Source organism: Cohnella abietis (genome assembly GCF_004295585.1).
GTDB lineage: Bacteria > Bacillota > Bacilli > Paenibacillales > Paenibacillaceae > Cohnella > Cohnella abietis.
This window is the reverse complement of sequence record NZ_AP019400.1, coordinates 6,805,342-6,818,484: the sequence shown is the minus strand read 5'-3', so window position 1 is coordinate 6,818,484 and position 13,143 is coordinate 6,805,342. Positions and strand designations below refer to the sequence as shown.

Sequence of the window (13,143 nt, the reverse complement as noted above, 5' to 3'; positions counted from 1 at the left end):
CACTAAGAAAGGTGGAGCTTCAGCGATCAATACAAATAGCAAAAAGACTCCTGAAAATTTCATTTTGGGGAGTCTTTTTGCGTTATTTATCGAACTTATCAGGGGCTATTTTCGACAACAACAGCTATTATTCAAGTATTTTTTTGCCTGTTTACCCCAGTTTAACCTTGGAGGTTTACGATGAGCTAGCTTAAGAATAATATCCAGTGCTTAAGATGCTGTCGAAGCTCAAGTGCTAAATGGAGGGTTAAAATGAAAACAAAGATAGGTAAAAAATTATATCGGAGCTTTATTTTATTGCTTATAGGAATCATTGTGGGAGCATCGTATCCCTATTCATCTGTCTCGGCTAGCACAGAATTCGATGGAGGGGATGGAACGGTCGCTTCACCTTACCTGATTGCAAATGCGGACCAGCTAAATGAAGTTAGAGCTAAAGTAAATGCCAACTATAAGCTAGTTTCAGATATTGATTTGTCAGCGTATGCTGCATCCGATGGAGGGAAAGGCTGGAAGCCGATCGAGGGATATTTCTCTGGCTCATTGGATGGTGACGGACATCAAATTACAGGCTTGTACATTAATCGCGGCAATGATGATAACGTGGGACTGTTTGGTATGATTTTTACGGGTAAAATCGTAAATGTGAAGCTCACTCATGCTGATGTAAAAGGAAGCTCAACTACTGGAATTTTAGCAGGTAAAGCGGTATCTGCTACGCTGACGCAAGTATATACATCTGGACATGTCCAAGGGAATCAGGAGGTAGGAGGGCTAGTTGGCAAACTGGAGAGCTCAACTGTCACTCATACTGGTTCTTTGGCGTCTGTATACGGAAGTGCAGATAATGTCGGCGGTTTAATAGGCTATTATAGTGGCAGCAATGGACAATTCTCAGATAACTATGCAGAAGGAGATGTTCATGCAGCAGGTTCCAATGTGGGAGGGCTTATTGGTAATTCACATTCTGGAAGCATTAAGCGCAGCTACGCATCCGGCAATGTCGTTAGTGACCAAAATAATGCTGGTGGATTACTGGGGCAGGGGTATTCGGGTGCTGTTCAGGATAGTTATTCGCTTGGTTCCGTTAGCGGAGCAGGAACAGTCGGTGGCTTAATTGGCTATTTATATGGATTAACGATCTCTAACAGCTATTCAGCTGGCCAAGTTTTTGGAAACAATATTCTGGGTGGTTTCGGTGGGTATAGCTACGGTTCCACTGTTACCCGTTCATTCTATAATGAATCCGCATTAAGTAATCCTCGTAGCTACGGCTGGAGCTCTGATAATTCGGGTGTCAACGCATTAACGACTGCGAGCATGCAGCAATCAACCAGCTTTGCAGGCTGGAATTTCAATGGAACCTGGGCCGGAGCAACGGGAACAAGCTATCCTTATCTAAAGGATAACGCGCCTTTGTGGTTGACCAATTTGGTCGTTTCCCCTAATGCAGGGATAAGCGGCACCCTGTCGCCAACCTTCAATTCGGCTATTAAGCAATATGATATTAGTGTGACGAGTGCGGCTACGTCAGTGATGATTACGGCTCCATCAGCAAATGCTAGTGCAACTGTAAATATTGTTGGTGGCGCTACGCTTGTTACAGGCAATAATACCGTAACGCTTACAGTAAGCGATGGCAATGACAGAAATCAAGTTTATACGTTACATATACATAAGCTGGCTTCGGCCGCGTTGTCGTCAGATGCGCAGCTATCGGATTTGCAAGTGAACGGGGTACCCGTGGCGGAATTCACTAGTAGCACAAATGACTATACGGTAATTGTACCGAATAGCAGCACTAATGCGAATGTTACAGCGACAACACATCATGCTGATGCAACCTATACAGTCACTGGATGCAGCAATCTAGTCGTTGGAAACAACCTCTGCAAGGTTATTGTAACTGCATCGGATGGAACCCAGAAGACGTATACCCTTACAGTCGTTCGCAGTAGGTTCGCCGGGGGAGAGGGAACAATAGCATCCCCCTATTTAATTGCTACCGCTGATCAGCTCAATGAAGTTCGGAATGATTATCAGAAGGTATTTAAGCTAACTGCTGATATCGATTTGTCCTCTTACGCCTCAGCAAACGGAGGGAAAGGCTGGGAGCCAATCTATTTTGAAGGCACTCTGAACGGGAACGGGCACAGTATAACCGGGCTAACCATTCAGCGGCCGGATGAAGATATAGTCGGTTTGTTTCAATATATTTATATAGGCAATGTGTCCAATTTAAAAATTGTCCAGGCGGCGGTCACCGGTAGAGATAATGTAGGCTTGTTAGTAGGTTGGCACAGCTCAAGTACTATAACTAATGTTTCTGTTTCTGGTACTGCTTCGGGTCAAAATAGTGTGGGTGGTTTGATCGGATATGTAACAAATGGAACGGTGTCATTGAGTGGTTCTATTGCTAATGTTACAGGCAGTGGCAATTCAGTCGGAGGTTTAATCGGCCTAAATGAGGGTGGTACAGTAGACACAAGCTATGCTGAGGGCAAAGTTCAAGGCTCTAGTTTGGTGGGGGGACTTGTAGGTAGTGATAACTACTCCGGAAAGATTTCTAATTCTTACGCAACGGGACGAGTGAGCGCAGTTAATGCATCAGCAGGTGGTTTGATCGGCAAGACCCAATCAGGAACCTATAAAAACAGCTACGCAACAGGCAAGGTGACAGGAGGTAGCGCAGCTGGCGGATTGGTAGGTACTAAGACGAGTGGAACTTTTACTAACAGCTATTGGAATACGACGACTTCAGGGATGAGCATTGGGGTTGGTTCAGGGAGTACTACTGGAATAACTGGAACAGCAGCCACGAATATGAAGCTTAGTTCGAGCTATAATACATGGGATTTTAACACAGTATGGAATATCGTCAATGGGACAACGACTCCCTATCTTCGCGGAATAACGCCTCTATGGCTTACAGGACTTACGGTAACATCAAATTCGGGGACAATCGCCCCGGTGTCTCCGAATGTGGATAATGTAACTTCATCCTATACGGCTATTGTTGAAAGTGATGCTCATAGTGTCACGGTGACGGGAACGACACTCAACCCGGGTGACATCGTGTCCGTAACAGGAGGAACTAATCTTGTAGCTGGCAATAATTCTGTCACGGTTACGATTACTAGCTCGACCGGATTTGGCAGCAGAGATTACGCATTGAATGTTGTGCGTTCTGATCCATCAGCTGCAGGCTTGAGCTTACTTTCCCTGTCCTCTGGAACACTGAGTCCGAATTACATGGAAGCCACAACGGACTATACAGCGAGTGTTGCGTACAGCGTTTCGGCTCTTAACGTGACTCCTTTTGTTAGTAACGCTGGCTCCACAGTTAAGGTGAACGGAGTTAGCGTTGTCAGTGGTCAGGCAAGCGTAAGCATTGCACTGGTGGCAGGTACAGCGAATACCATCACAGTTGAGGTCACTTCACAGGATGGGACGAATACGAAAATTTACAAAGTGATTGTAACACGCGCAGCAGGTAGCGCTAATGCTAATTTAAGCGCATTAACAACAACTGGCGGTACTCTCAGTCCAACATTTGCGGCTGGAACGATAGCTTATACGGTTCCTACTATTGCCAATACAACGACTTCTATTACGGTTAAGCCGACTGTAGCCGATTCCTTAGCGACGGTGAAGGTCAACGTAAACGGAGGATCAGATATTGTCGTAGCTAGTGGCAGTAATAGTACGGCGCTTCCCCTTAATGTAGGAAGTAATAGCATTGTCGTTACAGTAACTGCACAAGACGGTACGATGAAGAGCTATACGATTACAGCGACGCGTGCAGCAAGTACAGTAGCGACACTGTCTGGCTTAAGCCTGTCCTCAGGTGCTTTTAGTCCAACATTTAATGTTAATACGATTGCCTATACATCCACTGCAGCGAATAGTTATTCTAGCGTCACCGTTACACCTACCGTTACGAATGCTAATGCGACTGTAACGGTGAGCGTTAACAGCGGCACTGCGACAACGGTTGTTAGCGGCCAAAGTAGTGCACCTCTTGCTCTAAATACCGGTTCGAATGTTATTAATGTAGTTGTAACAGCTCAGGATGGCACAACGACGAAAACTTACAAGATCACGGTTACCCGTAATAAAAGTAACTATGCTGATATGACATCCTTTAGCTTCGAAGGACTGTCACCAGCAGTGACGGGCACAATCAGCGGAACAGCGATTGCCTTGACCGTTCCCTATGGAACGAGTAAAAATGCGTTAGTTGCAACCTTCACTAGCGCTCAAGCATCGGTTGTTAATGTAGGGTCGACTCCGCAGACGAGTGGTGTAACGGCGAATAATTTTAACTCCTCAGTCATCTATAAGGTTACAGCGGAAGACGGGACGACGATCAAAAATTATACGGTAACGGTAAATGAGGCATCGGAGCCCCTAAGCGGAGCGAAGGAAATTGTGGGTTTCGCGCTAGCAGCGCAAACAGGAGCGGCAACGATTGATCCAGCGACGCATACGGTCGTGATTGAAGTGTCGCATGGAACCGACTTGGCAACCTTAGCGCCGACAGTGACGGTATCTGCGAATGCAACGGTAAGCCCAGTTTCGGGTGCGGCCGTGGATTTCAGCGGTGGAGCGGTAAGCTATACAGTGAAGGCCGAAAACGGTGATACGCAGGTTTGGACCGTAACGGTAAGTAAAGCGCCAGCGCCCCTAAGCGGAGCGAAAAATATTGTGAGCTTCGCGCTAGCAGCGCAAACAGGAGCGGCAACGATTGATCCAGCAACGCACACGGTCGCGATTGAAGTAGCGCACGGAACGAACTTGGCAACCTTAGCGCCGACAGTGACGGTATCTGCGAATGCAACGGTAAGCCCAGTTTCGGGTGCGGCCGTGGATTTCAGCGGTGGAGCGGTAAGCTATACAGTGAAGGCCGAAAACGGTGATACGCAGGTTTGGACCGTAACGGTAAGTAAAGCGCCAGCGCCCCTAAGCGGAGCGAAAAATATTGTGAGCTTCGCGCTAGCAGAGCAAACAGGAGCGGCAACAATTGATCCAGCGACACATACGGTCGCAATTGAGGTGTCGCATGGAACGAACCTGTCGACCTTAGCGCCGACAGTGACGGTATCTGCGAATGCAACGGTAAGCCCAGTATCGGGAGCGACCGTGGATTTTAGCGGTGGAGCGGTGAGCTACACGGTGAAGGCCGAAAACGGCGATACGCAAGTATGGACCGTAACGGTAAGCAAAGCGCCAGCGCCTTTGAGCGGAGCGAAGGATATTGTAAGCTTTGCGCTAGTAGCGCAAACAGGGGTAGCTACGATTGATCCAGCTACACATATGGTCGCGATTGAAGTAGCGCACGGAACGAACTTGGCAAGCTTAGCGCCGACAGTGACGGTATCTGCGAATGCAACGGTAAGCCCAGTGTCGGGAGCGACCGTGGATTTCAGTGGTGGAGCTGTGAGCTACACGGTGAAGGCCGAAAACGGTGATACGCAAGTATGGACCGTAACGGTAAGCAAAGCGCCAGCACCCCTAAGCGGAGCGAAGGAAATTGTGGGCTTTGCGCTAGCAGCGCAAACAGGAGTGGCAACGATTGATCCAGCGACACATACGGTCGCAATTGAAGTGGCGCACGGAACGAACTTGGCAACCTTAACGCCGACAGTGACGGTATCTGCGAATGCAACGGTAAGCCCAGTTTCGGGTGCGACCGTAGATTTCAGCGGAGGAGCGGTGAGCTACACGGTGAAGGCCGAAAACGGTGATACGCAAGTATGGACCGTAACCGTAAGTAAAGCGCAAGCGCCTTTGAGCGGAGCGAAGGAAATTGTGGGTTTTGCGTTAGCAGCGCAAACAGGAGCGGCAACGATTGATCCAGCGACACATACGATCGCAATTGAAGTGTCGCATGGAACGAACTTGGCAACCTTAGCGCCGACAGTGACGGTATCTGCGAATGCAACGGTAAGCCCAGTATCGGGGGCGACCGTAGATTTCAGTGGAGGAGCGGTAGGTTACACGGTGAAGGCCGAAAACGGAGATACGCAAGTATGGAATGTAACGGTAAGTATAGAGCCAGCGCCTCTAAGCGGAGCGAAAAATATTGTGAGCTTCGCGCTAGTAGCGCAAACAAGAGTAGCCACGATTGATCCAGCGACGCATACGGTCGTGATTGAAGTGTCGCATGGAGCCGACTTGGCAACCTTAGCGCCGACAGTGACGGTATCTACGAATGCAACGGTAAGCCCTGCTTCTGGAGCAACTGTGGACTTTTCTAATGGTTCCGTCAGTTATACTGTAACAGCACAAAACGGGATACAGCAGATCTATCTAATTACTGTGACCCTTGCTCCTACATTACCAAGCAACCCAGGCGGTGGTGGTAATCCTCCTGTGGTTACAGTGCCGACTAACAATCCGGACCCTCTGGAGGAGCCAACAACAACACAGCCAGAGAGTCCAAAAATTGTTTTCTCAGATGTACAAGGACATTGGGCAGCTACAAGCATTGACCAAGCTGTGGCTAAAGGTTTAGCAACTGGTTATCCCGATGGAACGTTCCAACCGAATAAATCAATTACCCGGGCTGAATTTTCGGTTATGCTTTTCCGAGCTTTGAACCTCAAACAGGAGAAAAGCGAAGAACCTTCCTTTAATGATAAGGATAATATTGGTTCATGGGCTAAAAATGCAATTGCTCAGCTAGTGAAACTGGGTATAGTAAGTGGCTATGGAGATGGGAGCTTCCAGCCGGATCGGAAAGTTACTCGTGCCGAGATGACGGTAATGTTGGCCAGAACGATAAACATCATTTATGGTATTGAGGTTGATCCAACTAAAGACTTATTAACCTTTGACGATCAAGCAAGCATACCGCAATGGGCAAAGGCTGAAATAGCTGCTGCGGTTAAGCTGGGGATTGTGAAGGGTCAAGCGGGCAATCATTTTGCACCAAACTCCGTGGCTACTAGAGCCGAAGTTATAACCGTTCTATTAAGAGTGTTAGAGCTTAAGGAATAGAGGCATAAGATGATGAATAGGCCGTAATCTCTTGATGAGAGCGGCCTATTTTTAATTGATATTGTATAAAGAATATTAGCGAAAAGTGTATAATTTCAGTGTGCCTCTTTAATGTAACAGGTGAAAGGAGATCCAGCATGCGAGCATACAAGAGTGATGGCTACAAGCTTGCTATAGCCATTATTATTCTCCTGACATTGACTGCTCTTATGGGCTCAACGAATGTAATGGCAAAGGAACAAGCAACAAGTTATTCAGAGCCATTACTTTTATCGGACAATGCACTTACATATATCGTTAACGAGCATATGGACGTCCTGCCAGACAGTAACCGTGAATGGTCGCTTACTGATATACAAACGACGGAGCTTCAGAGCAAATTCCAGCCTGCTAACGGCAAGTCAGCTTTTGGTTACGCTGCGTCCTCCTATTGGATTCGACTTAAAGTAGAAAATCAATCTACTAGCGAGCAATGGGAGATAAGCTTGATAAACCCCCTAATGGATAAAATACAGGTTTTTGCTCCCAGTATACAAGGCTCAACCCCCTATACAGACCTAAAACGACAGTATCCCACCTATGCAATTAACCTACCTCCTGGACAGGCTGCTACTCTATATATTCATTGTGAAACATGGGGATCGATGATCATACCCTTGCGTATAGCAGAACAGTCGACTACTTATGAATCTGTAAGTATTGAATCCTTATTATATGGTTTGTATTACGGTATGATTCTGCTCATTATCGTGTATATGTTCTCCATTTATATTACTTTTCGCAACCCGTCCTATCTCTATTATATTCTCTATATTTTTTGTTTTAGCTTAGCGCAGTTTGTCTGGAACGGGCTGGCACGCCCAATTTTCCAATCCGGATTTTTAACGGAGCATATGGAGAGAAGCCTTATGCTGAGTGGTCCGGCCAATACGTATGATTTTTTCTTCATTATGAGTGTAGGCTTCGGGTTTCTGGCGATTAGAAAAATATTGGTTCCGCAAAATTACTTCCCCTTAATGGATTTTTTCTGTCGGTGGATGATTATTATTTGTGCCGTAATGGTTGTCGGTGTGTTCTTCTTTTATTCCTTTGGAATTGCCCCGTATTTGATCTGGTTTAAAATGTTAATTAATTTTATGGTGCCGGTCGTCATTATTGGCTGTGCGTGGAAAGGAAATAGCTTAGCGAAGTATCTTTCTATCGCTATTTTGCCGCTGCTGATCATTGGAGGCCCCAGTATACTGCTATCATTTGGATTGCTTCCTGACAATGTACTGACGCACTTTGGTATGCAATTCGGATCGGCAACTGAATTCCTCATTATGTCACTTGTTTTGTATGAGCACGTTTCAAGATTGCAGAAAAGCCAAGCTAAAGCTCAGAATGATGTCGTAGTTAGGCTGGAGAATTGGAACGAGGCTTTGCAGAAAACAGTAGAAGATCAAACTGTAAGCCTGAAGGTGACGAACAACGAGCTCATTGCTGCTCAACAGTCGCGTACACGGCTTCTGCAAAATATCTCCCATGATATTCGTAGTCCGCTCAATTATGTACAAGGCGGCATTCAAGCGCTTATGCAGAAAATAGTGAAACAGCCTGAGCAGCAGGCAAAAATATTAGGCAATGTATACGATAAAGTTATCGATGTTAATCGTTTTATAGATGATTTTTTGCAGTTGAGCCGCCAGCAAGGCTTGCAGGAAAGGCAGGCTCTGCAGAGCGTTGTTTTCCATGAATATATGACCGCTGTTTTTGAAGAGCTTGCCATAGAAATTGAGTATATGGGGTTACATTGTGATGTTATTGTGGAAACCGCTAATCTCGAAGCGAGGATAGTCATCGATCCCCGTTTGCTACAACGAGCAATAGCGAATTTGGTTAGTAATGCATGTAAATTTACGCCTAGGGGCGGGACAATAACGCTTAAAGCAGCTTTAGGACAAAAAATCGGTATTATTATGGTTCAAGATACAGGGCAAGGTATTGCGCAAGAGCATCTGGATCATATTTTTCGCAGGCATTATAAGGCTGGGGAAGCTCAGGGTAGTGGGTTGGGCTTAGATATTGCTAAGGGAATTGTTGAACGCTCCGGCGGCGAAATTTGGGTGGAAAGCGAGCTTGAGGTCGGCTCTCGGTTTTATTTCACCGTACCGCTAGCCGAGGATTAGCTCTGTTCCAGATTAGCGAGGGAGAAGGGAGAGCCGCATGCGAATGTTACGATATGTAAGTATACTAAATATAATATGCCTATTCCTTGTTGCTTTCACAGTAACAGCTCATGCGTCTGATAAGAACAAAACGCTTAATCTGGTGGACAGTCTCCATACTTATTCCTTAAACCCTTATATCGAAGTTTTAGCAGATTTCAAAGGGAATTGGTCGTATAGTGACGTGTCTTCTTCCAGTATGGATAAAAGCTTTCAAACCGCACACGGCAAATCCTCCTTTGGATACGAAGCAGCCGTTTATTGGGTGCGTGTTTCTATTCGTAATGATTCGGCAAAGGTTAAATGGGAAATAAGCTTGAAAAATCCATTGATGAACAAGGTAGAGGTGTATGGACTTAACCAAGTAACCGCACTACAGCGTAATATTCCGACCTTTGCCGTCCAGCTTCCTCAAGGAAAAGTTTCTACCTTATATATACGCAGTGAAACACCGGATACAATGATAATTCCGTTGCAGTTAGCAGAGCAGTCGACCTTGTATAAATCCACGCACATTGAATTTCTCACGCTGGGATTATATTTTGGAGCAATGCTCATTATTGTTATCTGTTTGTTTGCACTTTATATCTCAACTAAGAATCGCGCCTTCTTTTACTACTCTTTATATATTTTGTTTTATAGCGTGGCTAACTATGTTTGGAATGGATTGGCGGGGATATATTCAGGTACTGGTCCTATAACAGAGAAAGTCGGACGAACGATTCTTTTTGACACACCGGCAGTGGCCTATGAATTTTATTTTGTTCTGAGCGTTTGGTTTGGCTGCTTGTTCTTAAGAAATATAATGTCCCCAGCCTCCTATGCGCCGAAGATAGACGGATTGCTTCGTTGCATGATTTGGGTGTGTCCCTTGGTTTTAATTGCGATTGTTAGTATGTATCCGCTGGGCATAGCGCCTTATGTAGCGCAATTTAAGATGGTAATCATCGTCTTAATGATCGCAGTTATTATAGGGTGCGCGTGGAAGGGAAATCGGATGGCGAAATATTTGGCTCTTGCCAAAATACCGGCTTTTCTAGCAATTGTGGTTCCCAGTACCTTACTGTCTTATGGAGTTTTAACGGATACATTTTTTACCCATTACGCCATACAATTCGGTTCACTAGGCGAATTTATCATCACGGCTATAGTAGTCGCTAAGCAGCTCAGTCGTATACAAAAGGATAACGAACAAGCACAGCTCATTCTAGTGGAAACCTTGGCCAAATGGAACGTGGACTTGAAGGAAACTGTTGACGCTCAGAAGGAGAGTCTAAGACGGAAAAATGATGAGCTCATTATTACGGAGGCTAAGCGTATGGAATTGTTATCTAATATTTCTCAGGAAGTACGAAGCCCGCTGAATCATGTCCAAGAGAGCATCGAGCTTATTATGAAGCAGACTGAAATGGAGCCAGAGCAGCAAGAGGGGCTGCTTGCTAGAGCATTCGATAAATTACAGGACATCAACCATCATGTGGATGGCTTCCTAGATTTAAGCCATGATCATAACGAGCAGGATGCCTTGCAAATGGTAATATTCATGGAATGGATTGAAGATATATTTACTGGACTTGCTGCAGATATAGAAGAGAGAGGACATCGCTGTGAGGTGCTTATTAGCTCCCCTGATTGCGATGCTGATGTGCTTCTGGAGCCCTTATTGATGCGAAGAGTTGTGCAGAATCTAGTGGAAAATGCTTGTGCCTGTACTCCGCTGGGTGGAATGATTACACTGCAAGCGAGTCATCAGCATAAAACGGTCAGGATTATGGTGGGTGACAGTGGCGATGGCGAAGAGACTGAGCAGCGCTTAGCAGGTCTTGCGGCTGCCAAAGAAATTGTCGAGCGGCATGGCGGAGAACTATGGGCGGATAACGAGCTAGGGCAAGGCAGCCGGTACTATGTTAGCTTGCCATTAATGGTTACAGAGTGATGCAGATGGTGAGAAACTTTTATAATTTACCCCCAGTTAACCTCGGAAAATTATACTTTGCTTTAGCTTAGGTTAGAGGGGGTATAGAGGTGCAAAAGATGATCGTAACCAAGTTTGTAATTGGAAAAACGGTGGCACAGGATATTTATACGGGACAAGGATTTCTCTTGCTGAAAGCGGGACATAAATTAACGGAGACAATGGTAGTTAGTCTAGCAAAATATAATGTCGTCACTATTTGGGTGGAATAGGTAGGGGAATTTACTCTCTTATCTCAAATTTGTATCCAAATCCTTTTACTGTTTGAATATATCGCGGCTCTAGCGGGTTGGCCTCAATTTTCTTACGCAGCTTATGGATATGTACTTTGATCAGACTAGAGGAGTAGCCTGCAATGTCGTTCCAAATTAAATCGTAGAGCTGTCTGGGATGATAGACTCTCTTAGGATTTTGAACGAGTGTGAGTAGTAAATGAAGCTCTTTAGCCATGAGAGTAACGGGATGATCGTTTACAATGACAGTTAAGCGGTCCAGATCAATCTCCAACCCTGGAAAGCTGAGCTTATTTATAGACCGTTTTGTCTGATTAAGCAGCTTACCCCAACGGAGGTGGGAATGAATTCTGGCCACTAATTCTATATGGTTGTAAGGCTTGGTAATAAAATCATCACCGCCAGCCTGCAGGGAGTTTAACATTTCCTCCTGCTGAGAGTTTCCCGTTAGAAACAGGATGGGGAGATTATAAAGAGGTCTAATTTCTCGACACAAGGTAATACCATCGATATCTGGCATTTGGATATCTAACAGGATCAAATCTGGCTGCTGGTCTTTGAGAAAGCGAATGCATTGCTCCCCGTTGAAAGCTTGGTGGACAAGAAATCCTTCAGCATTAAGAAACAGCTGGAGCATTTCTTGTAAATGAACATCATCATCTACAGTTAAGATGGTAGTCGCCATGATTCCTTTTCCCCTTCTATAAGGCCTAACACTCAGTTTAATACAAGACTATCTTTACTTTATCAATTTTTTGAGTAGATAGATAGGAAAAACGACCGGAGTAGCATAAGCTACGTCTGGTCGTTTCCATTTTCCCTATTGCCTATTCCTCGTATGCCCTGCCTACTCTATCAACTACTCATACAGCCATATGCCTGAAACCGTCATTACCGCAGGCAGCGCAGCTTCATCTACCGATACATTATCATACCAGCCGCCTATGGCAAGGTTGAGCACCAGATAAAAAGGCTGATCGAAGGGCATGATGCCCGGCTGCAGGCGCTGCTCGGCGTAGCAATGTCCATCTACCAGCCAACGGATGGAGCTGGAGTCCCATTCCAACGCATAATCGCGGAATTGGTTAATCGTCCCGTTTTCAAGCTGATAGGAGAACTCATCGGTAAATTTATTTTCCATATCCTTACCGTAGTGTAGCGTACCGGATATTTGCTGGGGCAGGCGGCCTTTGGCTTCCATAATATCTATTTCACCGGAGGCGGGCCAGGTGCCATAAGTGTCTTGCTGTGGAAGTAGCCAGATGGCGGGCCATAATCCCTGTCCTACAGGCAGCTTCGCACGCACGACTAGCTTACCGTAGCAGAAAGAGAGATGGTCCTTGGTGTCCAAACGGGCCGATGTATATGCAAAGCGACGTCCGTCTGCTTCAATGGTTTCACGGTTCGCACAAAGATTTAGGCCGGATTCATTAATATACAGGTTGCTAGAATTCCCCGTATAAAACTGCTGCTCCCCATTCCCCCAACCTGGGCATATGGCATTGCCATTGCTATCAATCAAGTCGTTGCCAACGCGAATGTTCCATGCACTCAAGTCGGTATTTCTATCTAAAAAATTCTGCTGCCATAAAAGCTTATTCATCCCTTGCACACTCCTTTCATTTATTCACAGCATACTTAATTTTAGCGTTGGGTGAGGCAAATCTATAAAAATGGGATAGGGTCAATAATCGTGGCCTTTTTTTCCCATGCGTATTTTCATACG

6 protein-coding genes are annotated in these 13,143 nt (G+C 45.6%); 4 read left to right on the top strand and 2 right to left on the bottom strand.

Annotated features, from left to right (window positions below; all coding sequences use genetic code 11):
• Positions 1 to 252: 252 nt before the first annotated feature.
• The 4 genes from KCTCHS21_RS29765 (at position 253) to KCTCHS21_RS30995 (ending at position 11,396) form a co-directional block, all read left to right on the top strand.
• Entirely contained in the window at positions 253 to 7,002 is a 6,750-nt protein-coding gene (locus tag KCTCHS21_RS29765; protein ID WP_130616105.1) for an SGBP N-terminal domain-containing protein, read from the top strand.
• A 137-nt stretch (positions 7,003 to 7,139) separates the two neighbouring features.
• The gene (locus KCTCHS21_RS29760) at positions 7,140 to 9,170 is read left to right on the top strand and encodes a sensor histidine kinase (protein ID WP_130616104.1); all 2,031 of its coding nucleotides are present in this window, start codon (positions 7,140 to 7,142) and stop codon (positions 9,168 to 9,170) included.
• Between the two features lie 37 nt (positions 9,171 to 9,207).
• Positions 9,208 to 11,145 carry a sensor histidine kinase gene (locus tag KCTCHS21_RS29755; RefSeq protein WP_130616103.1) on the top strand — a complete coding sequence of 646 codons (1,938 nt, stop codon included), beginning with the start codon at positions 9,208 to 9,210 and terminating at the stop codon, positions 11,143 to 11,145.
• An 89-nt stretch (positions 11,146 to 11,234) separates the two neighbouring features.
• Positions 11,235 to 11,396 (top strand): hypothetical protein, encoded by a 162-nt coding sequence (locus tag KCTCHS21_RS30995; protein ID WP_157994154.1) that lies wholly within the window; start codon positions 11,235 to 11,237, stop codon positions 11,394 to 11,396.
• A gap of 10 nt (positions 11,397 to 11,406) precedes the next feature.
• Here KCTCHS21_RS30995 and KCTCHS21_RS29750 read toward each other — a convergent pair whose 3' ends face one another.
• Both KCTCHS21_RS29750 and KCTCHS21_RS29745 read right to left on the bottom strand, forming a co-directional pair.
• Positions 11,407 to 12,102: a response regulator transcription factor gene (locus KCTCHS21_RS29750; protein ID WP_130616102.1), complete on the bottom strand. Its 696-nt coding sequence runs from the start codon at positions 12,100 to 12,102 to the stop codon at positions 11,407 to 11,409.
• 174 nt (positions 12,103 to 12,276) lie between these two features.
• A complete protein-coding gene (locus KCTCHS21_RS29745) occupies positions 12,277 to 13,020 on the bottom strand; it encodes a glycoside hydrolase family 16 protein (protein ID WP_130616101.1) in 744 nt (247 codons plus the stop codon).
• Positions 13,021 to 13,143 lie beyond the last annotated feature (123 nt).

Bases quoted from the DNA above. Each gene is read 5' to 3' on its own strand.
- KCTCHS21_RS29765 (WP_130616105.1), top strand. From the start codon at position 253: ATGAAAACAAAGATAGGTAAAAAATTATATCGGAGCTTTATTTTATTG.
- KCTCHS21_RS29760 (WP_130616104.1), top strand. From the start codon at position 7,140: ATGCGAGCATACAAGAGTGATGGCTACAAGCTTGCTATAGCCATTATT.
- KCTCHS21_RS29755 (WP_130616103.1), top strand. From the start codon at position 9,208: ATGCGAATGTTACGATATGTAAGTATACTAAATATAATATGCCTATTC.
- KCTCHS21_RS29750 (WP_130616102.1), bottom strand. From the start codon at position 12,102: ATGGCGACTACCATCTTAACTGTAGATGATGATGTTCATTTACAAGAA.
- KCTCHS21_RS29745 (WP_130616101.1), bottom strand. From the start codon at position 13,020: ATGAATAAGCTTTTATGGCAGCAGAATTTTTTAGATAGAAATACCGAC.